This window comes from Sphingobacterium sp. BN32 (genome assembly GCF_030503615.1).
In the GTDB taxonomy this organism is placed as follows: domain Bacteria; phylum Bacteroidota; class Bacteroidia; order Sphingobacteriales; family Sphingobacteriaceae; genus Sphingobacterium.
In genome coordinates this window covers 800593-822060 of sequence record NZ_CP129963.1, presented here as the reverse complement: position 1 = coordinate 822060, position 21468 = coordinate 800593, and the positions used below count along the sequence as shown (strand labels likewise).

Sequence of the window (21468 nt, the reverse complement as noted above, 5' to 3'; positions counted from 1 at the left end):
ACGGGAAACGCATTGGCGAAGTGGCGGATAAATTGAACCGAAAGTTCAATTTAGCAGTGACGTAGCCGATGTGTTTCCACAGAAGCTAAATTATTAAAAAAAAGCTGAATGTGGGACACATTCGGCGGAATAAAAAGCACAAAAGTTGAATTTTGAACTTAACCCGCCATTTTGCCAATGCGATGTTATGTGTAGTTTTTTAGTATCTTTGTCAGATGAAATTATCAGATTAGCAAATTTACTTTACGCAACGTATAGGAAGAGAATAGTTTAGTATTATTCTTCGTTTCCTTATTGTCTCTTATTGTAAATTAAATATGTTAAATAATGAAAAATTACTTCGAAAGTCCTTTTAAAGGAAAAATAATCAAAGACCACATAACTAATCCCAATATAATTTCGGGTAAATATTCTTATTATTCTGGTTATTATCACGGTCATTCATTTGACGATTGTGCTCGTTATCTGTTTCCGGACAGGAATGATGTCGATAAACTAATTATCGGTTCTTATTGTTCAATAGGGAGCGGTGCAAGTTTCATAATGGCAGGTAATCAAGGTCATAAATATGATTGGATTTCCAGTTTTCCATTTTTTTATATGTCTGAATTTGATGTTTTCAGTAAAAGCCAAGATGGATTTCAAAAAGCAGGAGATACAGTTGTTGGGAATGATGTTTGGATTGGTAGTGAAGCTATGATAATGCCAGGAGTTCAGATAGGAGATGGAGCTGTTATTGGCAGTCGTGCTTTGGTTACAAAAGATGTTGAACCTTATTCAATTGTAGGGGGAAATCCAGCCAAATTGATAAAAAAGAGATTTAGTGATGATGACATCCAAAAATTGCAGGAAATGAAATGGTGGGAATGGGATGAAGAAACCCTTTTTGAAGCAATGCCAATTCTTTGTTCAAATAAAATCGATTTGTTGTACAAGTTTTTTAGAAAAATGAAATGATAAAAAGAAGGTTCCGAAATTCGGAGCCTTTTTGTTTTAACTGCGTTTGCGGCTAAAATTACACATAATGGCTCGGCGAATTGGCGAAGTAGCGAAGCTGTATCGAAGATACAAAAGCGGAGCTATTTAGCCAAGTCGCTTGTTGTAAGCAGTCCGCGAAGCGGCGGCTTACGGCAAGCGACGTAAGTCGCCGAGCCATTGTTAGCAAGGAGCGCAGCGGATTGCTAACAACGGTTAGTATATGAAAAGTAGGCGATTTCGAAGTGCCAAATTTTCGGTTAAGCACAAAGTATAATACGAGCCAAAAGCCTTGAATTTACTGCTGTTTCGCCTATTTTTTATATACATTGTTAGCGGGTCGTTGTTTTTGTTTATCAGTCATTTATGTGTTTTTCTATTCCATCAATTATTGATTTCCAATCATCAACGTGTAATTCGTGTCCTGTACCTTCAAGGGTGATTAGATTTGAACCTTTTATTTTTTCTAGTAATAAACCTGCATTCTTATAATGCCAAATTTTGTCGTCTGTTCCGTGGATAATTAAGGTGGGTTGTTTGATTTCGTTTAATCTGTTCCAATATTCTTCACCACCTTGCAATGCAGCGTGATTGAACATACTTATATAATTGTTGGCTCTATTGAACTCAGCTCTTATCAGTTTTTCACTTCTTTGTTTGTCAAATTGTTTCTTGCCACTCATTAATTCTGCACCCTGAATTAAATAGTTTACCACACTGTCTTCATTTGTCCAATTGACTGTACCTGCTTTACTATGGAAATCTAAAATACTCGTGTCCATTTCAGGTATAGTTGGGTCTGAGTCTCCCCAAGGGCCTGATGACATAAGAGTTAAGGAGTTAACTCTGTCGGCAAACTTTATTGATGCTATTTGAGAAATTAGTCCGCCCAAAGAAATCCCCACAAAATGTGCTTTGTCAATCTTGTAGCCATCCAATATTGAAATAGCGTCATTAGTTAAGTCAACAATATCGTATGGAGTAGAACCTGGTTCATAATTAGTGGATTTTCCTACATCTCTGTTGTCGTAACGAATAACAAAAAATCCTTTTTCAGATAATTGTTGGCAAAATTCAGTGTCCCAATACAGCATTGATACGGTTGCACCTGCTACCAAAAGGATTGCTGGATTTTTCTTATTTCCAAAACTTTCCGTACAGAGTTCAATGCCGTTTGTTTTAATTATTTTCTCTTTCATTTCTGTTTTCCTTTGTTTGCAACTGATTATTATCAGTCCTAAAATTAATATCCAAAGTAGTTTTTTTTTCATTTATCAATGTTTAACTGTTATGCTGGTATCTTTCACAATGCCCGCTAACGGTTCTCAGCTATACGCAGGCAGGGATTTTAACCACTGAACTTCCTACGAAGAACTGAACTTTAAATTTACCACTTAACTGTCCTACGAAGCACGAAACCCCTGCTTGCGTATAGGTGATGTTATGCGGTCGGTTTTCATTTTCTCTTCTTTCTCGTTAATTTGTCAAGCAAAGTTACTAAATTTGCAGTCAAGCAATTTCAATTTTTGAATTATGTATTTCAGCAGACCTTGGACTTCTATCTAAGTGATAGGCAGTCCTGAAAATTCCAATCTCTTTTAGGTCAAGACAATTAGTCTATGGGTTTCGTGTACCGACTTTTTTGTAAAGGCGTTACGTTGTCATAGTTGCTCTGTCGGGTAATACTGTCTATTCACTTCTCCACGATTTGAATTCAAGTATTCACCTGTAAGTTACTAATGACAAAAAAGAAATTGCCCGTTCGTTTTACGGGTCAGCACTTTACTATTGATAAAGTGCTAATAAAAGATGCAATAAGACAAGCAAATATAAGTAATCAGGATACGGTTTTAGATATTGGGGCAGGCAAGGGGTTTCTTACTGTTCATTTATTAAAAATCGCCAACAATGTTGTTGCTATTGAAAACGACACAGCTTTGGTTGAACATTTACGAAAATTATTTTCTGATGCCCGAAATGTTCAAGTTGTCGGTTGTGATTTTAGGAATTTTGCAGTTCCGAAATTTCCTTTCAAAGTGGTGTCAAATATTCCTTATGGCATTACTTCCGATATTTTCAAAATCCTGATGTTTGAGAGTCTTGGAAATTTTCTGGGAGGTTCCATTGTCCTTCAGTTAGAACCTACACAAAAGTTATTTTCGAGGAAGCTTTACAATCCATATACCGTTTTCTATCATACTTTTTTTGATTTGAAACTTGTCTATGAGGTAGGTCCTGAAAGTTTCTTTCCACCGCCAACTGTCAAATCAGCCCTGTTAAACATTAAAAGAAAACAGTTATTTTTTGATTTTAAGTTTAAAGCCAAATACTTAGCATTTATTTCCTGTCTGTTAGAGAAACCTGATTTATCTGTAAAAACAGCTTTAAAGTCGATTTTCAGGAAAAGTCAGGTCAGGTCAATTTCGGAAAAATTCGGTTTAAACCTTAATGCTCAAATTGTTTGTTTGTCTCCAAGTCAATGGGTAAACTGTTTTTTGGAAATGCTGGAAGTTGTCCCTGAAAAATTTCATCCTTCGTAGTTCAAAGTCGGGTGGTTGTCAAGATGATTTTTCTGGTTTGGTGTCGTCTTTTAAGCTGCCGCATAACAACGGTTTGGGGCTTTGCGAGGGCGGGGATTTTCAGCAGAAAATCTCGACCGAAGCACTAAGCTACAAATATAGCGAAAATCTCCAACGGAGTATTTTCGCCCCGCTCTTGCAAAACCCTTGTTACCTGCTGGCTGTGTTTTTAGGTTTGGATATTATGTTATCAACTTCTTTTTTCAGATAGTTTAAGTTGATTTTGTATTCTTCCGAATTGAGTTCGTCAAATTGTAATTGTTCGATAAACTCAAAAATATCTTGAAGTTTTCTACTTGTCAGATAATATTGTAAAACCGTTTCATTGATTTGATAATCAGGATTGAGTTCATAATATCTTTTGATAAACAAATCAAAATAAGGTTGCTGATAAATGCTGAAAATATCGGCTTCGGGTGGTGCAAACTTTATTCCTTCCCAATCCAAAAGATATAATTTTTGTTTGTCTGTGATAAGATTCCAATGATGAATATCTGTATGACATAAACAATATTTTAAATCTTTTTCCTTTAAAGCATTTGATAAATTATACCATTCGTTGATTTGATTTTTTATAATTGAAAGATTAGGTTGCAGTACCGTTTTGATTTCCGTTTTTAGTTGGTCAAGGTTTTTGTCTATCCAATTGTTTAGTTTAGAAATAAACGAAAGGTCAAATGTTTCAGAAATCTGCGAAAGGTCAAAAGGAGTTTTTTTTAAATGATGTAACTGACTGACAATTTCGGCTAATTGAGTTATTTGTTCTTTGGTTAAATTTTTTTCTCCAACTGTTTCTCCTTTAATGTAATCAAACAAAACATATATATAATTTTCATCTTCGCACCTAAAATCATCAGATTGCGTTTTAATCAATCGAATGATTTTTCCTTTCAGCAGAGTTTGATTATCAAGCCAATCCACAATGGGAAGATAAAGGTCGATGTGTTCCGTTAAATAAGAAGTTGATTTTCGACTTTTTTCATAAACTTTTAAAAAATAAAAATGCTCGTTTTCATCTTCTATTTTATAAGCCAAAGAAGCCCAACCACCTTTTTGTTTAGAAATTGTGTTTGTTTTGATAAGATATTTTTGTTGCAATGTTTTTATCAATGTTTCAACCATTTTATTTTGTCGGATTTTTGGTTTCAGCTTGCAGGTAATGGCTCGGCGAATTGGCGAAGTAGCGAAGCTGTATCGAAGATACAAAAGCGGAGCTATTTAGCCAAGTCGCTTGTTGTAAGCAGTCCGCGAAGCGGCGGCTTACGGCAAGCGACGTAAGTCGCCGAGCCATTGTTAGCAAGGAGCGCAGCGGATTGCTAACAACGGTTACGTATTGGCGATGGTGGGGCATTTGAAAAACGTCAGCCCAACATTTGCACTAATGCCCGATAGAAGCACAAATGTTGAATTTATAACTATCAGCCCCACTATTGCCAATACGATGTTGGTGGCTGGGCTTCTTTCAAAAGAACTCGTCTAATAATATATAAAACTCTATTTTATTTTTGTTTGGCTTATCAAGTCCATATACCTTGTAAAATATGTCAACCATTTCTGGTCTAAAATTATCTCGTATGTTTCTAACAGCAAGTGCAATATCTTGATATTTATCTGTTATACCTCCATTGCCAATGTCTATAAAACCACTTAAGTTATGATTGTCAAAAATTAAGTTGTCAAAACAGTAATCTCCGTGTGTAAACACTAATTCATAGTCTGATGGCTTTATGCTTAATAATTTCACAAATAGTTCTTCGGGGCTGTAAGTTTGATTTTCGGGTTGTAAGTCTGTAAAATCAATTAACCCACTATCTAAATTAAATCTTGCTTTTGAAATTTTCAAGTCAAGGTGTTGAACCAACGCAGTATTGTCAATTTTCAAAGAATGAAGTTTTTTCAATGATATTGCATATTGCTTAATAATTTCTTCAGTTTCTATTTTATCAAAATAATATTCAAGAGTTTTTCCTTGCAGTTCCGTCATACATAACAATTCAAAGTCGCTTAATTGTTCATAAAAAATAATCTTAGGAACTGGAATTTTTCCGTCAAGCCATAAATAATTTTGATAATCGTATTTGAGGTTTACATTATGGTTACTATAAATTTGTTTTTTGAGAATAAAACTCTTTGATTCATCTGTCGTAACCCTGAACAATTCAGCATTTGTTGAACCACCTGAAATTTGTGTGGTAGTATAATTTCCAAAATATTTGTCAAGTTGATTTTTTACGTCTTTACTGATGTCCATTTGCTGTGTCTTTTAGCCTTGCCACCAACGGGAAACGCATTGGCGAAGTGGCGGATAAATTGAACCGAAAGTTCAATTTAGCAGTGACGTAGCCGATGTGTTTCCACAGAAGCTAAATTATTAAAAAAAAGCTGAATGTGGGACACATTCGGCGGAATAAAAAGCACAAAAGTTGAATTTTGAACTTAACCCGCCATTTTGCCAATGCGATGTTATGTGTAGTTTTTTAGTATCTTTGTCAGATGAAATTATCAGATTAGCAAATTTACTTTACGCAACGTATAGGAAGAGAATAGTTTAGTATTATTCTTCGTTTCCTTATTGTCTCTTATTGTAAATTAAATATGTTAAATAATGAAAAATTACTTCGAAAGTCCTTTTAAAGGAAAAATAATCAAAGACCACATAACGTGCCGCGTATTGGCGATGGGCGGGATTTTTAGCACTGAACTTTAATCGAAGAACAGAAGTTGAATTTTGCACTTCCGTTGATACGAAGCCGTTCAGCCCGCCTATTGCCAATACGATGTTGTACGACGTAGTTATGTTTTGGGTTTTAGTCCAGCTAAATATTTTCGTATGTCATTTTCTAATTTATCCGGGTATTTGTACTCTAATTTTTTTGACAATTCAGTTCCTATTTCTGAAACTAAATCAGTCATTGAAAATAGAGCAGTCCAATTTTCCTTTATATCGCTCCCTGAAAATGTTTGTTCTGTTTTAGCCCACATTTCCTGGTTAAGATACTTTTTGAAAAGTCGTCCATATTTATTGGTCGTTATGTTCCAATTGTGTTCACTTGCAATGTGCCATTCAATTAAAGGAATTAGATATTCTGTGCGAATAACGGTTTCCGACATAAATTTCGCATAGAATATTTCATCTCTCACAAGACACTTTGCCACGTAAGTTGTGTCCCACCAAAAATCGTTTATTAGATTTTGAAACTCTTTTTCAGACGGTTTTTTGATAATGGAAATTTGATAAGTTGGTTTCAGCATTTGCTTTGTAATACCATCTTTATCAATTAAAATTTTATAACCAATATCCCAATCTTCTGGTAATTCTTTCTCTTGCGTTTCCTTTATAAATTTTGATTTGCTGTAAAGTTTAAAATCTACTTTCACACCGTCTTCATAAAGTAGCATTTTCATTGCGTGTTTATGGTTAAAACAACTTTCGTCTTCTTCAATCATAGCAATTGGATTTCCGAATTTAAGCGTCCAGCTTTTGTCTGAAATGTAATTTGTATTATCCTCAAAAACAAATTCAATGTCTAAATCACTAAATTCGTCAACAAGTGCTAAAGGATTTACAAGTGAACTTGTCAGAAGAAGAACTCTTACATCTTCGTTTTTCTCCGACCATTCTATAATTGTTCTTAACTTTTCTTCTCTGACTTTCATTTTGTTTGGTTCGGTTTTACTATGTCGTACAACGTTTTGCAGCTACCCGAAGGTGGCGATTTCGAAGCGGTTCACTGTCAACCAAGCACAAACTTTGATAGATGCAGAAAGCTTGATTTAACCACTGAACCGCCACTTTTGGGTAGGTGCTGTTACCTGCTGGCATTCTTTTAAATTATATTCAAGTCTTTAAATACTTTTTTGGTGATTTCTTTTCTGCAATTACCGAAATCTGACCTATTCATTTTTCTATTTTGAAGAATTCTTGTTGCAAAAATATAAGTCCCCTTTTTGGCTTCAACATACCCTGTCCACCATCCTGTATTGGTATTGTTTTCTCTTGTCCAACCTGTCTTAGCTCTTATAGTATAGTCGTCTGTTTGCTCTGTAATCATTACATTTTTCACGATGTCAGTATTACGCTTAGAAAAGGGAAGTTTTTCTTCATATAAAGATTTTAGAAATTCAACCTGATTTTTAGGTGAAATTCCAAAGTTTCCAAAATTCCAAAAATCGGCTTCTGTTTGAGACAAATTATTGTTCCCATACTTGCTCTCAGTTAGGTATTTTTTGTAAGTATCCTTTCCAATTTTCTTTGCAAGTTCAACAAAAACCCAACCTGCTGATGATTCAAAAGCTTCTTTAACTGGCATATCGTGATAAATCTCAGGTCTGTACCCATATTTAATTGTATCTGTACTTCCGACCCATTTAATTATTTCGTTTTCATCTTTGATTGTATTAGTTTCAAGGGCAATCAATAAATTTATAATCTTGAATGTAGAAGCTGGAAGCGTTTCAATCTCTATTCCAACCGTGTCTGATACAATCCATTTTTGACCTTCTACGTCATAAATAGCTATTGAGCCATCAACTCCACAACTGTCAAAGTAGCCTTTGAAGTCGTTCCGTACAGTCATATCGTTTAGATGTAAATTATTTGATTTTTTGTCTGCTTCTTTACTTGACGAACATCCGTTAATAAAAGATAGTATTGCAATAAAAAAGATTAGATTTCTTGATTTCATTTTTTGTTTGACGGTTTTGTTTTATGCTTGCAGGTAACGGTTCTCAGCTATACGCAGGCAGGGATTTTAACCACTGAACTTCCTACGAAGAACTGAACTTCAAATTTACCACTTTCCTGTCTTTCGAAGCACGAACCCCCTGCTTGCGTATAGGTGATGTTATGCGGTCGGCTTTCATTTTCTCTTCTTTCTCGTTAATTTGTCAAGCAAAGTTACTAAATTTGCAGTAATGACAAAAAAGAAATTGCCCGTTCGTTTTACGGGTCAGCACTTTACTATTGATAAAGTGCTAATAAAAGATGCAATAAGACAAGCAAATATAAGTAATCAGGATACGGTTTTAGATATTGGGGCAGGCAAGGGGTTTTTTACTGTTCATTTATTAAAAATCGCCAACAATGTTGTTGCTATTGAAAACGACACAGCTTTGGTTGAACATTTACGAAAATTATTTTCTGATGCCCGAAATGTTCAAGTTGTCGGTTGTGATTTTAGGAATTTTGCAGTTCCGAAATTTCCTTTCAAAGTGGTGTCAAATATTCCTTATGGCATTACTTCCGATATTTTCAAAATCCTGATGTTTGAGAGTCTTGGAAATTTTCTGGGAGGTTCCATTATCCTTCAGTTAGAACCTACACAAAAGTTATTTTCGAGGAAGCTTTACAATCCATATACCGTTTTCTATCATACTTTTTTTGATTTGAAACTTGTCTATGAGGTAGGTCCTGAAAGTTTCTTGCCACCGCCAACTGTCAAATCAGCCCTGTTAAACATTAAAAGAAAACACTTATTTTTTGATTTTAAGTTTAAAGCCAAATACTTAGCATTTATTTCCTGTCTGTTAGAGAAACCTGATTTATCTGTAAAAACAGCTTTAAAGTCGATTTTCAGGAAAAGTCAGGTCAGGTCAATTTCGGAAAAATTCGGTTTAAACCTTAATGCTCAAATTGTTTGTTTGTCTCCAAGTCAATGGGTAAACTGTTTTTTGGAAATGCTGGAAGTTGTCCCTGAAAAATTTCATCCTTCGTAGTTCAAAGTCGGGTGGTTGTCAAGATGATTTTTTTGGTTTGGTGTCGTCTTTTAAGCTGCCGCATAACGGGAAACGCATTGGCGAAGTGGCGGATAAATTGAACCGAAAGTTCAATTTAGCAGTGACGTAGCCGATGTGTTTCCACAGAAGCTAAATTATTAAAAAAAAGCTGAATGTGGGACACATTCGGCGGAATAAAAAGCACAAAAGTTGAATTTTGAACTTAACCCGCCATTTTGCCAATGCGATGTTGAACTGAACAAGGGAAATGAGCGGTATCCTGCCAGACAGGATACCGACATTCACGAGGTTTCGATGGTTAGTGCGCCGCATCGGAGCGGGCCTGCTACCAGTCGTCGGTTAGACGACTGGCGACTTCTCGGTGGCAGCCCCACGGAGCCGAAGGAGCACCAGCCCCAACGAAACCAGTACCGCCATCGCCGTGGCGTAACAGATCACGGGCCACGCTGTGTCACCGTTTAAAAGTGCCACCGCCAATGTCCCGACAATGCTGACTATCAGGCTTTGAACGCAGAAGTAGAACGCGACCGCTGATCCCGCGATGTCGTCGAACTCTGCCAAAGCGCCGTTCGCGGTAACGGACACCGTGAAGACAATACCGACCGCGACAACCCACATCGGTAGGATGAAGGTGAGGAATGACGGCGAGCCGTAAAGTTCGCCGATCCCCAACAGGACCGCTCCGCAAACAAGCAACGCCATCCCACGCGCCACGCATCCTGCGATGCCCCATCTGGCGACAAAGGACTTCGCGAAACGGGTTGTCACGATCATTACAAGCCCGACAGTGGCGAAGGCAAAGCTGAATCCGATCTCGGAATATTCCGCTTGGCCTATGAGCACACGGGGAGCCGTCGAGAAGAAGACGAAGAAGGTGCCCATACCGGCGCTAAAGCCGACAGTGTAAACCCAAAAAGCCGGACTCGCGAAGATCGGCAAGACAGATCGGCGCGTCTTGACTTGATCCAGAGGGCGGGTTTCGTGCCACCTGAAACCCGCATTTAGGAGTGCGAGCATCGCCAGTATAGCCAAAGTAATGAATATCGCCTGCCATCCCAAGAACTCGCCGATCAATGCTCCGGCGATAGGGCCGAGCGCAGGCACGAACGCCAGCATCGAACTGAAAAGGCCGTAGATGACGACACCCTCAGGACGGTTGGCATAAACGTCGCGAACCGTCGCGAACGTCGCCACCAGCATGGCCGACGCGCCCACTGCTTGAAGTAGACGGAAAGCGACAAAGGCCGGTGCAGTTGAAGACCAAGCTGCTCCCAGAGACGCAATGACGAAAGCCGTTGCGCCCGCAAGTAGAATTGGCCGTCGCCCGATTCTGTCTGAGAGCGGACCAAAAATCACCTGGCCCACGCCGAGCATCACCATATAGAGGCTCAACGTGAGTTGGATCATAGCGGGCGTCGTGTTCAGGATGCCGGGCATCGCTGGAACGACAGGGAGATAAATATCCATCGCCAGTGAAGCGAGGATGTCGAAAGGAGCCATCAGCAGCAGTGCTGCCGGCAGCGTATAGGCCCACGCGGGGCGTTGTTTTTGTTTATCAGTCATTTATGTGTTTTTCTATTCCATCAATAATTGATTTCCAATCATCAACGTGTAATTCGTGTCCTGTACCTTCAAGGGTGATTAGATTTGAACCTTTTATTTTTTCTTGTAAAAAACCTGCATTCTTATAATGCCAAATTTTGTCGTCTGTTCCGTGGATAATTAAGGTGGGTTGTTTGATTTCGTTTAATCTGTTCCAATATTCTTCACCACCTTGCAATGCAGCGTGATTGAACATACTTATATAATTGTTGGCTCTATTGAACTCAGCTCTTATCAGTTTTTCACTTCTTTGTTTGTCAAATTGTTTCTTGCCACTCATTAATTCTGCACCCTGAATTAAATAGTTTACCACACTGTCTTCATTTGTCCAATTGACTGTACCTGCTTTACTATGGAAATCTAAAATACTCGTGTCCATTTCAGGTATAGTTGGGTCTGAGTCTCCCCAAGGGCCTGATGACATAAGAGTTAAGGAGTTAACTCTGTCGGCAAACTTTATTGATGCTATTTGAGAAATTAGTCCGCCCAAAGAAATCCCCACAAAATGTGCTTTGTCAATCTTGTAGCCATCCAATATTGAAATAGCGTCATTAGTTAAGTCAACAATATCGTATGGAGTAGAACCTGGTTCATAATTAGTGGATTTTCCTACATCTCTGTTGTCGTAACGAATAACAAAAAATCCTTTTTCAGATAATTGTTGGCAAAATTCAGTGTCCCAATACAGCATTGATACGGTTGCACCTGCTACCAAAAGGATTGCTGGATTTTTCTTATTTCCAAAACTTTCCGTACAGAGTTCAATGCCGTTTGTTTTAATTATTTTCTCTTTCATTTCTGTTTTCCTTTGTTTGCAACTGATTATTATCAGTCCTAAAATTAATATCCAAAGTAGTTTTTTTTTCATTTATCAATGTTTAACTGTTATGCTGGTATCTTTCACAATGCCCGCTAACGTTTGGCAAATTGGCGATGGAGCCGACTTTTAGCACAAATGTTGAATAGAATTACTAATCTTCAACATTGCACAAAAGTTCAATAGAAGTACTTCACCGGCTCTATTGCCAATTTGTTTGTTATGTGCCGTTTTATTCCATTTTATACATTTAACAATTGCTGAAACGTAAAGTCGGGTTTAAACATTTCAATTTCGTTTTGAGTTGATTCTTCTTGTGCTTCTTTGCCATAGATAAACATTTGCTGTTCATAATTTTTAACAGCCTCTTCAATGCTATTAAATTTTCCATCGGCTAGATTATCAGACAATATCAAGGCATCCACCAACCCACTATTTACTCCCTGCCCTGCAAAAGGCGGCATCAAATGTGCGGCATCCCCAATCATTGTTATGGGTAATGGGCGCTTGCTTTTCCAAGGCTTTTCTAAAGGAAATATCCGTGTAGCCAATCCTACAAATGACAACGTCGTATGAATCAATTCTTTGTAGCGTTCGTCCCAATCGGAAAATTCTTTCAGAAGAAAATCAACGACACTATTTCTGTTTTGAAAATCTACCTGCGTTTGGTTTTTCCATTCATCAGGTGTTTTAAAACTTATTCCAAAATGCAATGCACCATTATTATTGGGGTTAGCAAATAATAAATTACCTTGGTGAGATGCCATTAGCCGGTTTCCATTGCATAGCTGAAAAAATCCAGGACAGTTTATCTCTGGTTGATGAATATCGGCTTGTATATTGAAAGTACCTGTTTCTTCAACTTCCGTGTCGGTAACAAATTTTCTTACCTTGGACATCCCGCCATTGGCAAGAATAACCAAATCTGCTGTTTCACTCGGTTTATTCTCAAAAGTTAGTGTCCACTTCTTCTTACCAGGTTCAAGCATAACAAGTTTTCTATCCCAAATAACCGTGTCGTTTTCTAAACTATTCAACAAGATAGCCCTTAAGTCATTTCTGTTTATTTCAGGATTGTCAAATCGATTTTCGGGCTTTACATTTTTTGTGGATAAAATATTGCCTTTTTCATCAGCAATATTTACACCCATTGGTAAGGCTAAGTCATAATAAGTTTGTAACAATCCCGCTTTTTTCATTGCTTCCTGACCTGAACCTTTGTGTAGGTCAAGGGTTCCACCAAAAATTCTTGCCTCTCGGTCGTTGTCTCTTTCGTAAACTGAAACGTCTATGCCGTTTTGCTGTAATAATTTTGCCATAGTCAGTCCAACGGGTCCACCACCAATTATTGCAACGTTCTTATCACTAAGTAAATTCATTTGTTTGTCTGTATCTATTCGCATTGTCATTCAAAAATGGCACATAACGGGAAACGCATTGGCGAAGTGGCGGATAAATTGGACAAAAAGTTCAATTTAGCGAGAACGTAGCCGATGTGTTTCCACAGAGCTAACTTACAAATAAAAAGCGAATGTGGAACACATTCGGCGGAATAAAATGCAGAAACTTTCAATTTAGCACTTAACCTGCCATTTTGCCAATGCGATGTTATGTGAAGGAATTTTTAGTATCTTTGTATTCAAATAATTCACATTTTATGTATTTCAGCAAGCCTTGGTAATTAAAAATTAAAGTAAATTATTAAATCGTCTTTTTGAGACGGTTGCTATTTGGTACGTTAATTTTTAATTTAAAATAAGGTAATAATGAAAAATATAAAACCCTTAACTTTTCCGTTTAATTCGGAAAATAATACATCCATAAAACAAAGTCTTTTTCGATTTCGAGAATATTTTGATTCTTCTACAATTGTTGGTTTAGGCGAAAACGCACATTTCATAAAAGAGTTTTTTACATTCAGGCATCAAGTTATTGAGTTTTTAGTAACTGAATGTGATTTTGACACCTTGGCATTTGAGTTTGGTTTTTCTGAAGGATTAGAAGTTGATAAGTGGATAAAATCACAAATTCCATTCGACGATTTGGATAAGTTACTGTCACACTTTTATTATCCAAATGAGTTTAAAGATACTTTGCTATGGCTTCGTCGGTATAATCAAGACAATAATAATCAAATTACCTTTTTAGGTGTGGATATTCCTAAAAATGGAGGTTCTTATTTTCCAAACTTTCGTATTGTATCTGATTATTTGCAAAGACTTTCAATCGTTTCTTCTGATGTCTTACAGAAGATTTTAAATCTTGCTGAGAAATTTGATTTCTATTCGACTTCTCAGCTTGCGTTAAATTTATCGCTTTTTGATGAAGCTGAACATAATGAATTAAAAGCATTGCTATTAAAAGTTTACATTCGTTTGATTACTCTTCAACCAAAATTAGAAAGTTTAGAATTTCAATCGATAGTTCATCAAGTTAAAGGCTTGATTTATATGAATTATAATGCTGATGCTATGGAAAGTTTCATTACTGAAAGGGGAATTGAAGGAGATATGGGAGCAAAAGACCAGTATATGGCAGAAAGCATTGATTGGTTTTTGAAAAATTCACTTGGTAAAAAGATTATTTTGGTTGCCCACAATGCTCACATTCAAAAAACTCCGGTAGATTTTGATGGATTTATTAGTTGTTATCCAATGGGGCAAAGACTTTCGATGACTTTTGGAGAAAAATATAAAGCATTTGCAATAACTAATCTACGTGGAGAAACTGCGGCATTGTATCCTGATAATGATTATCAATTTGGCTTTAGGGTTGATAAATTTCCACTTGATTTTCCAGAGTCGGATTCTGTTGAATTTATTATGCAAGAATTTGGAGGAAAAGAATGCTGTTTACTAATGAACAGAAGTACGGAATTAAAAAATTGTAATAAGATTCGATTTGATTCGATGTGCCTAAAAACTGAAATAGAAGAAGCTTTTGACGGAATTTTTCTAATAGAAAAATCAACTGTTTCAGAAGTAGTGGATTGAGAATTTATAAATTTAATTTCGAAACGGCACTTTCTTTTTGGAGGTGCCGTTTTATTCTTTCACATAACATCTGTTTTAACGAAACGAATATACGGAAAATTTCGCTTAACCAACCCTATATACGTGTTTCGTTATTTGACTTTTCTTTCTACATAAGATATTGATATATTTGTATTTAAAAAATAAAACCGCACAAATAGCGAAACAAAATATTATAAAATATTATTTCCCTGATATGAATAGCGAAATCATACTTGAAACCTTCGAAAAGAGATTGCTGATGCAGAGATATGCTGGCAATACCATTAGATCGTACAAGGATTACGCTAGTATATTTCTTAAACATGTTAGCAAATATCCCTCCCTTGAAGAAATTCCACTGTCAGATATTGAGGCGTTTATAAACGAAAAAGTTCAAAATGGGAAAATTAGTGTTTCCTATCAAAAAGGATTAGTGGGCGCAATCAAGAAGATGTACGAACTGATATTGGACAAAAAAATCCAACTGGATTACTTATACCCGAAACGCTCATTTTCTAAATTACCTAAATTCTTTTCAAAAGAAGAAGTAAGAAATATTCTCGATAACACTCAAAATCTAAAACACAAGGCTATTCTGATGACAATCTATAGTTGTGGACTACGTCTTAGCGAACTGTTGAATCTCAAAATCAAAGACATAAAATCTTCCGATGGAATTATCAGAATCCATCAAAGCAAAGGTAATAAAGATCGGATTGTATCATTACCAGACAAATTGCTGGCGACTTTGAGACATTATTATCAAGCATTCAAGCCAAAGGAGTACCTCTTCGAAGGTGAGAAGGGTGGCAAGTATAGCGAACGAAGTGTACAGTTGATTCTGAAAAAAGCATTGATCAAAGCAAATGTTCAGTCGGAAGGCTCTGTACATACATTGCGACATTCTTATGCCACACATTTAATCCAATCAGGTATCGATATCCGAATTGTAAAAGAGTTATTGGGTCATGAAAATATAAAAACGACTATGATCTACACTCATATCACTGACATAGACAAGCAAAAGACTCCTAGCCCTCTTGATTTTTTATAAGAATAAGATGAACTTTTCACGCTCTATAGAAACAAGCATTATGTTCCAATCATTCTTTAAGAAGGGTTATTCTTCTAGCTTAACTTAACTTTGCTTAGGTTATTGAATAATCAATATTCAGATATAATTTGTCCGAAATGTGTCCGAAAAAAGAAAAAGCCACTGATTATCAGTGGCTTTTGTCGGGGTGGCAGGATTCGAACCTACGACCTCCACATCCCAAATGTGGCGCGATACCGGGCTACGCTACACCCCGATTAGGTATCACCTTTATTGTGGCACAAATATACAACCTTTACAATTACATGCAAAGCGTATTTTTCACGTATTTCAATAACATCCTGATTATTTGAGAAATAATTTAACATTTCCTTTATAGCAAGACTAAAATTCCATAATAAAGGGAAAAATCTAAGGTTTATCTGCTATATTGCTTTGCTAATTTATTAATTGCTGCAAATAGAGCATAGATGTTTTAACCTATGAAAAACATCAAGCGCTTTTATTCGTTAATACTAAAAAGTACATATGAAATTCAGGTATCTATATTTGGGCCTTATCACATTCCTCGCTGCTTGTAACTCTGGTAATAATGAAGGGGGTTCCGGCGCAAATTATTCCGACTCTAGTTCTACTTCAGAATATGCCCTTTCGAAAGCTGAAATGTTTCAAGACTATTTAGATGCATTAGATACGACAGACGTCAATAGTATCGCCAAAGCAAATAAAAAATTTAAGGAAATCTTTAATGCCGGCGACAGCATCAATAATGACCAAGGTGTAGTCGACATGGTCGATTTTATGCATAAGGTATCGCTATATGGACATCAGTCGGCGATTGACGATGAAGTAGATTATAGTGCCTTAGTTGATATCGAAGTTAATGGCGGCAAAGCTCCTGCAGAATTAGAAGATGCGTATAAAAGAATCAATAGCAATGGCTATCGCGTAAGGCAGTCTGAAGGTATGTATAGCTTGCAGATTAATCCTTTCTATATTCAGAAAGAGTTCTATCCATATATATCCTCTAATATGGAGATTATGCTGCAACAGATTGCCAAGGAGAATTTGGAAGGCTATGCCGAAGATGCGGCTATCATCATTCCGTTCCAAAGTCTTGTTCAGCGCGTGATATGGTGGGAGGATTTCTTAAAGAATAATAGCAACAAAGCCTATACCCCGCTTGCACAGGAACAATATGGCAAGTACTTCAATGCACTGACCATAGGGATGGATAATACTCCTGCTATTGAAAGCCAACAAATAGCGCCCTATTTTCAAGAAGCATATAGCTATATGAAAGACTTTGCACCTTCATCTGACAGCTACCAGCAACTTAAGCCATATATCGATCTGTTGGAACAAGGAAAGATTGATGAGGCGAAAGAGTTAGTCGAAGGCCTCTTAAAACATTAATCCTATTTTGACGAGGATGCTACAAAGCGTACTTTTGTAGCATGGCACGATCATTAGGGAAACCTCCAAAAACTGTCGACCTCCATTCGGATGCATTTATGGAAGACTTGGATCGCTACGAGCGCGACGAGCTCTTGGGCGAAGCCATAGAATACCTCCGTGAGCAGTTAGATGCCGCTATTTATTGGGGCTATCCCGAGATTAGATTTATTCATGGTAAGGGAAAAGGCATTCTCAAACAGGCAGTCTACGATGAACTGAGATATTACAAACAGTCTGGAGCGATCGCTAACTTCTACCCAGCCTACCATAATGAAGATATCGTGGTTGTCTTAATCGGTTTATAACAGCTTAACCCGGTTAACTTCGAATGGATATTTGACCTTATCATCTCCCCCGTTCCATTGTGGCAATAAGTGCATCTGCGCACATGAGAAATAAAGATAGCCATCAGCACCAACACCCAAGGAATCCGGCCATAATAAACGTGGATCTTGAACGACTAATTCAATTTTCCCATCGGGTGTGACTCGGCGGATGGAGTAATCCAAAGAGTTTGTGAGATAGATATTTCCTCCCTTATCTGCAACCAGACCATGTGTTACGCCTACCTCAGCGACATTTTCGACCTTTTCGACCAAATCGATATCGCGGAGGCTTTCATCGGCTAAGTATTTCGTTTCTATGCGATAAAGATTGACTCCATTGATTGGCTTGAAATAAAACCATTTATTATCCTTGGTTAAAGCAATTCCATTGACATTGGAGGAAAATGGATTGCCATCCTTATCACGCATCGCTCTCCCCTCATAACTCAATACAATATTTCGATCAGAAAGGGTGAACTTTGAATTGCCGAGCACTGTTCTTGTCTTTCCAGTTTCGAGGTTGAGCACGACAATAGCCGCTTGTCCGGGATCAGAAAGATAAGCTAAACCTTTTTCCGTATCGACGCGAACATCGTTCAACGCTGCGCTGCCTTTATTAAGATCTTCGAAATTATAAATGCGCACAAGTTTATTGTTGCTCAGATCAAACTGTATTAATTTGAATTTTCCTTCCTGCTCTGTCTCCGCGCTGCTACCGCCAAAGATGGAACTTTTAGGAGCTGGCTTACTGTCCAACACCCACAATTGATCCGCTGTATCGACATAGATATCCTGAACACTGACATAATGCTCCTGCTCATTCCCCATGGTCAACTGCCATTTATGATTGGGGTATGGTTTCATCTTGCCTTCCACAATTTCGGTCAACCCAAACAAGTAAGGTTCGCGATGCGGAAAAGAGACGAACACACGATTTGTTGAAGACACGGATACACCGATGGGCTGAGACTTACCGAATGAAGCCACGACCTCTAAATTCCCCTGCCCAGTACTGTTTTGTGCAATTCCCGAATTCATACTGAATAAACAAAAAATAAAACCTGATAATACTTTTTTCATGATACATTATAAACAAACAAAACAGATAATTCGTTTTTTATAATTCAGTTTTCAGACCCCTACTTTCTTGAAAGTTTATAACTATTCCGACAAGATATTTCAAAATATCAATTATTTTTTATATATTCGCTAACAACGGTGATTAAAACATAGGAAAACTGTGCGAAATTATTCGTTTTCTACATCAAGAAACACCAAATTTTCCTTTCGCAAATAAGCTGAATCAGCAGTATGATGGTATTGCGTCTCAGCAGTGCGTCCATTTTTCTTCTATGGAGGAGAAATCAATTCTTCTTGATACATCAGACATGAAAAACAAGGTTCTTGATGCTAAGATCGAGAGCCGCTTAAACACAAATAAAGAATATATGACAAATTTTAAAGTTGGAATTATTGGAGCTGGCCCAAGTGGTTTGGCTATGTTAAGAGCATTTGAATCGGAACAGAAAAAAGGTAATCCCATCCCAGAAATTAAATGTTATGAAAAACAGGACAATTGGGGAGGTATGTGGAACTATACATGGCGTACGGGCGTCGGCAAATACGGCGAGCCCCTGCATGGAAGTATGTACAAATACCTCTGGTCTAACGGTCCAAAAGAATGTCTAGAGTTTGCTGATTATACGTTTAGCGAGCATTTTGGGCAAGCCATTTCATCTTACCCTCCCCGCGAAGTGCTATTCGACTATATACAAGGTAGAATTAAGAAAAGTAATGCCCGAGACTATATCAAATTCAATACCGTAGCACGCTGGGTAGATTATTTAGAAGATAAGAAGCAATTCCGTGTGGTCTTTGATGATCTGCAAAAGAATGAAACCTTTGAGGAATTTTTCGACTATCTCGTTGTTGGAACGGGGCACTTCTCGACTCCAAACATGCCTTACTTTAAGGGTATTGATAATTTTCCGGGTGCCGTGATGCATGCGCATGATTTCCGTGGTGCTGATCAATTTGTTGATCAAAAACTGCTCTTGATCGGCAGTAGTTATTCTGCGGAGGATATTGGCGTGCAATGTTATAAGCATGGTAGCCAAGGCGTGACGATTTCCTATCGCAGCAACCCGATAGGATCCAAATGGCCTGAAGGCATTAAAGAAAAACCTTTAGTGACGCATTTTGAGGGAAGCACTGCATTTTTCAAAGACGGCACGTCGGAAGATTTTGATGCTGTGATCTTATGTACGGGTTATCAGCATAAATTCCCTTTCCTTCCGGATGAACTGCGTTTGAAAACAAAGAACTGCCTATACCCGGATAATCTTTACAAAGGGGTTGTGTTCAATGATAATGAACGCCTGCTATTTTTAGGTATGCAGGATCAATATTATACGTTCAACATGTTCGATACGCAGGCCTGGTTTGCACGTGACTACATGCTGGGAAGAATTGAACTGCCGAGCAAAGCGGAGCGCGACGCCGATATCAAGAAATGGATGGACTACGAAGCGACGACCGTTACGGGTCCGGACCATGTGGATTTTCAAACAGATTATATCAAAGACCTGATCAGCATGACTGACTATCCGACCTTTGATCTAGATAAAGTCGCCGATATGTTTAAAAGTTGGCTCAACGATAAGGAGGTAAACATCCTCAATTACCGCGATCAGGTTTATCATTCGGTTATGGATGGGACACAAGCTGAACCGCATCATACCCCATGGATGAAGGAAATGGATGATAGTTTAGAACGCTATTTACAGGAGGTTCCTGCCGATGAGGAGGAATTGGATAAGGTAAACTATTATTAAGATCCGAACAGGTTTAAAAGAGGGACTGCATATTAACAGTCCCTTTTCTTTTCTATGCCCTACGCCCTATTTTGCTGGCGTCACAGTGATTTTTCTGAACTCGATTGGTCCATGATCGCCTTGAATATAAAGTGGTCCTGGTTCGCCTTCTTTGCTATCTAGCGCACCGCCAGTAATTCCTGGTATCTCTTGGTTGCTGATGATAGTCTTTCCATTCGCTACGATAGTAACCAAACGGCCGACTAGCGTGATATCAAATTTTTGCCATTCATTAGCGCCTAGGGTCGCCATTTCATTTGGTGCTAAGAAGCCATATACTCCTCCAAAATAAAGCGCTCCGGGGTGTTTGTCCTTCGGAGAGTCCTCAATTTGCACTTCATAGCGTCCTCTCAAATAAACGCCGGAGTTGCTACCCTCGGGATAACGGAACTCCAAGCTCAACTTAAAGTCTTCGAAACTTTGTTCAGAGATTAAGTTGGCACCGGCCTCTTGATTCGTTAATACGCCGTCTTTCACGACCCATTTATTCTTATCTGAAGAAGGCTTCCATCCTGTAAGATCTTTTCCGTTGAATAGCTCGACTGGAGTTCCCCATTCTGCTGCTTTCTCACGAACTAAATATGGCGCTTTAACACCGGTAAAAGTATATTTTTCGCCCGTGTTGGAGGTAATTGTTCCTTTAAGTGCTCCTCCTGCCAATTCACCTTCGATCACAAAATCGCCTTCGCCGCCTTCCCATTGGGGTGGAATTGCGAAAGAGAATTTGCCATTTGTTAATTTAATATGCGAAATCGGGCGGCTACTACCGCTATCTCCTACCCATGAACCAACCAATGTCGTGAATCCCGACAACTTGATTTCAATCCACGAAGGTACCGATGTTCCTTTTTTATCAACCGTCAAATCCCAACGCCCCAATAAATCCTTTGATTCTTCAGGAATAGTTTGCGAAGCAGGATTATGTACTTCCTCTTCCTTTTTTTCCTGAGTCGAACTGTTATTACAAGAGCTCAAGCTCAGACTTAAGATCGTGGTGAAGGCCAGACCAGTTGCAAATTGTTTAATCATTTTAT

Annotated in this window: 18 protein-coding genes, 1 tRNA gene and 1 pseudogene; 8 read left to right on the top strand and 12 right to left on the bottom strand. The window is 37.9% G+C overall.

The annotated features are described in order from the left end of the window. Positions 1-327 precede the first annotated feature (327 nt). Positions 328-957: a type B chloramphenicol O-acetyltransferase gene (gene catB, locus QYC40_RS03485; protein WP_010256763.1), complete on the top strand. Its 630-nt coding sequence runs from the start codon at positions 328-330 to the stop codon at positions 955-957. A 374-nt stretch (positions 958-1331) separates the two neighbouring features. Here the strand turns inward: catB and estT (QYC40_RS03480) are convergent, their stop codons facing one another. After that, positions 1332-2246 carry a macrolide hydrolase EstT gene (estT, locus tag QYC40_RS03480; RefSeq protein WP_154469528.1) on the bottom strand — a complete coding sequence of 305 codons (915 nt, stop codon included), beginning with the start codon at positions 2244-2246 and terminating at the stop codon, positions 1332-1334. Positions 2247-2714: 468 nt separating this feature from the next. Between estT (QYC40_RS03480) and erm(F) (QYC40_RS03475) the strand changes: the two genes are divergently transcribed. Further along, positions 2715-3515, top strand: coding sequence for a 23S rRNA (adenine(2058)-N(6))-methyltransferase Erm(F) (erm(F), locus tag QYC40_RS03475; RefSeq protein ID WP_004295323.1), 801 nt, complete (start codon positions 2715-2717; stop codon positions 3513-3515). Between the two features lie 189 nt (positions 3516-3704). Here erm(F) (QYC40_RS03475) and QYC40_RS03470 read toward each other — a convergent pair whose 3' ends face one another. The 4 genes from QYC40_RS03470 to QYC40_RS03455 all read right to left on the bottom strand — a co-directional run bounded on the left by QYC40_RS03470 (position 3705) and on the right by QYC40_RS03455 (position 8239). After that, the gene (locus tag QYC40_RS03470; protein WP_015431540.1) at positions 3705-4676 is read right to left on the bottom strand and encodes an aminoglycoside phosphotransferase family protein; all 972 of its coding nucleotides are present in this window, start codon (positions 4674-4676) and stop codon (positions 3705-3707) included. Positions 4677-5016: 340 nt separating this feature from the next. After that, positions 5017-5805, bottom strand: coding sequence for an APH(3') family aminoglycoside O-phosphotransferase (locus QYC40_RS03465; protein WP_154138269.1), 789 nt, complete (start codon positions 5803-5805; stop codon positions 5017-5019). 542 nt (positions 5806-6347) lie between these two features. Further along, on the bottom strand, positions 6348-7211 hold the full coding sequence (locus QYC40_RS03460) for an aminoglycoside 6-adenylyltransferase AadS (RefSeq protein WP_003013318.1): 864 nt from the start codon (positions 7209-7211) through the stop codon (positions 6348-6350). Positions 7212-7381: 170 nt separating this feature from the next. Beyond that, a complete protein-coding gene (locus QYC40_RS03455; protein ID WP_077564355.1) occupies positions 7382-8239 on the bottom strand; it encodes a penicillin-binding transpeptidase domain-containing protein in 858 nt (285 codons plus the stop codon). 229 nt (positions 8240-8468) lie between these two features. On the opposite strand from QYC40_RS03455, the gene erm(F) (QYC40_RS03450) reads away from it, so the two are divergent. Next, the gene (erm(F), locus tag QYC40_RS03450) at positions 8469-9269 is read left to right on the top strand and encodes a 23S rRNA (adenine(2058)-N(6))-methyltransferase Erm(F) (RefSeq protein ID WP_182650836.1); all 801 of its coding nucleotides are present in this window, start codon (positions 8469-8471) and stop codon (positions 9267-9269) included. 234 nt (positions 9270-9503) lie between these two features. Here the strand turns inward: erm(F) (QYC40_RS03450) and QYC40_RS03445 are convergent. The 4 genes and pseudogenes from QYC40_RS03445 to QYC40_RS03430 all read right to left on the bottom strand — a co-directional run. Next, a pseudogene (locus QYC40_RS03445) lies at positions 9504-9602 on the bottom strand (LysR family transcriptional regulator); the annotation flags it as partial. Positions 9603-9629: 27 nt separating this feature from the next. Continuing rightward, complete coding sequence (gene floR / locus QYC40_RS03440) at positions 9630-10853, bottom strand: chloramphenicol/florfenicol efflux MFS transporter FloR (protein WP_243548490.1); 1224 nt, start codon at positions 10851-10853, stop codon at positions 9630-9632. Next, a complete protein-coding gene (estT, locus tag QYC40_RS03435; protein WP_005842214.1) occupies positions 10846-11760 on the bottom strand; it encodes a macrolide hydrolase EstT in 915 nt (304 codons plus the stop codon). The genes floR and estT (QYC40_RS03435) overlap by 8 nt, the downstream gene beginning before the upstream one ends. A 191-nt stretch (positions 11761-11951) precedes the next feature. Continuing rightward, positions 11952-13118 (bottom strand): tetracycline-inactivating monooxygenase Tet(X2), encoded by a 1167-nt coding sequence (locus QYC40_RS03430; protein WP_008651082.1) that lies wholly within the window; start codon positions 13116-13118, stop codon positions 11952-11954. Between the two features lie 357 nt (positions 13119-13475). Here QYC40_RS03430 and ere(D) point away from each other — a divergent pair, with 357 nt between their 5' ends. Beyond that, positions 13476-14702 carry an EreD family erythromycin esterase gene (gene ere(D) / locus QYC40_RS03425; RefSeq protein WP_009040233.1) on the top strand — a complete coding sequence of 409 codons (1227 nt, stop codon included), beginning with the start codon at positions 13476-13478 and terminating at the stop codon, positions 14700-14702. Positions 14703-14937: 235 nt separating this feature from the next. After that, on the top strand, positions 14938-15777 hold the full coding sequence (locus QYC40_RS03420) for a tyrosine-type recombinase/integrase (RefSeq protein WP_026357444.1): 840 nt from the start codon (positions 14938-14940) through the stop codon (positions 15775-15777). A 182-nt stretch (positions 15778-15959) separates the two neighbouring features. Here QYC40_RS03420 and QYC40_RS03415 read toward each other — a convergent pair. Then, positions 15960-16033: transfer RNA gene (locus QYC40_RS03415), tRNA-Pro, on the bottom strand. A gap of 272 nt (positions 16034-16305) precedes the next feature. On the opposite strand from QYC40_RS03415, the gene QYC40_RS03410 reads away from it, so the two are divergent. Beyond that, on the top strand, positions 16306-17193 hold the full coding sequence (locus tag QYC40_RS03410; RefSeq protein ID WP_301992415.1) for a hypothetical protein: 888 nt from the start codon (positions 16306-16308) through the stop codon (positions 17191-17193). A gap of 41 nt (positions 17194-17234) precedes the next feature. After that, positions 17235-17540, top strand: coding sequence for a Smr/MutS family protein (locus tag QYC40_RS03405; RefSeq protein ID WP_301992414.1), 306 nt, complete (start codon positions 17235-17237; stop codon positions 17538-17540). Here the strand turns inward: QYC40_RS03405 and QYC40_RS03400 are convergent. Continuing rightward, entirely contained in the window at positions 17535-18641 is a 1107-nt protein-coding gene (locus QYC40_RS03400; RefSeq protein ID WP_301992413.1) for an L-dopachrome tautomerase-related protein, read from the bottom strand. The two genes, QYC40_RS03405 and QYC40_RS03400, sit on opposite strands and share 6 nt — an antisense overlap. 368 nt (positions 18642-19009) lie before the next feature. Here QYC40_RS03400 and QYC40_RS03395 point away from each other — a divergent pair, with 368 nt between their 5' ends. Continuing rightward, the gene (locus QYC40_RS03395) at positions 19010-20395 is read left to right on the top strand and encodes an NAD(P)-binding domain-containing protein (RefSeq protein ID WP_301992412.1); all 1386 of its coding nucleotides are present in this window, start codon (positions 19010-19012) and stop codon (positions 20393-20395) included. A gap of 66 nt (positions 20396-20461) precedes the next feature. Here QYC40_RS03395 and QYC40_RS03390 read toward each other — a convergent pair whose 3' ends face one another. Next, entirely contained in the window at positions 20462-21463 is a 1002-nt protein-coding gene (locus QYC40_RS03390) for a DUF1080 domain-containing protein (protein WP_301992411.1), read from the bottom strand. Between the last annotated feature and the right edge of the window lie 5 nt (positions 21464-21468).

What these genes read in the sequence shown, in the direction of transcription:
- catB (WP_010256763.1), top strand. Translation starts at nt 328, where the DNA reads ATGAAAAATTACTTCGAAAGTCCTTTTAAAGGAAAAATAATCAAAGAC.
- estT (WP_154469528.1), bottom strand. Translation starts at nt 2,246, where the DNA reads ATGAAAAAAAAACTACTTTGGATATTAATTTTAGGACTGATAATAATC.
- QYC40_RS03470 (WP_015431540.1), bottom strand. Translation starts at nt 4,676, where the DNA reads ATGGTTGAAACATTGATAAAAACATTGCAACAAAAATATCTTATCAAA.
- QYC40_RS03465 (WP_154138269.1), bottom strand. Translation starts at nt 5,805, where the DNA reads ATGGACATCAGTAAAGACGTAAAAAATCAACTTGACAAATATTTTGGA.
- QYC40_RS03460 (WP_003013318.1), bottom strand. Translation starts at nt 7,211, where the DNA reads ATGAAAGTCAGAGAAGAAAAGTTAAGAACAATTATAGAATGGTCGGAG.
- QYC40_RS03455 (WP_077564355.1), bottom strand. Translation starts at nt 8,239, where the DNA reads ATGAAATCAAGAAATCTAATCTTTTTTATTGCAATACTATCTTTTATT.
- floR (WP_243548490.1), bottom strand. Translation starts at nt 10,853, where the DNA reads ATGACTGATAAACAAAAACAACGCCCCGCGTGGGCCTATACGCTGCCG.
- estT (WP_005842214.1), bottom strand. Translation starts at nt 11,760, where the DNA reads ATGAAAAAAAAACTACTTTGGATATTAATTTTAGGACTGATAATAATC.
- QYC40_RS03430 (WP_008651082.1), bottom strand. Translation starts at nt 13,118, where the DNA reads ATGACAATGCGAATAGATACAGACAAACAAATGAATTTACTTAGTGAT.
- QYC40_RS03420 (WP_026357444.1), top strand. Translation starts at nt 14,938, where the DNA reads ATGAATAGCGAAATCATACTTGAAACCTTCGAAAAGAGATTGCTGATG.
- QYC40_RS03410 (WP_301992415.1), top strand. Translation starts at nt 16,306, where the DNA reads ATGAAATTCAGGTATCTATATTTGGGCCTTATCACATTCCTCGCTGCT.
- QYC40_RS03405 (WP_301992414.1), top strand. Translation starts at nt 17,235, where the DNA reads ATGGCACGATCATTAGGGAAACCTCCAAAAACTGTCGACCTCCATTCG.
- QYC40_RS03400 (WP_301992413.1), bottom strand. Translation starts at nt 18,641, where the DNA reads ATGAAAAAAGTATTATCAGGTTTTATTTTTTGTTTATTCAGTATGAAT.
- QYC40_RS03395 (WP_301992412.1), top strand. Translation starts at nt 19,010, where the DNA reads ATGACAAATTTTAAAGTTGGAATTATTGGAGCTGGCCCAAGTGGTTTG.
- QYC40_RS03390 (WP_301992411.1), bottom strand. Translation starts at nt 21,463, where the DNA reads ATGATTAAACAATTTGCAACTGGTCTGGCCTTCACCACGATCTTAAGT.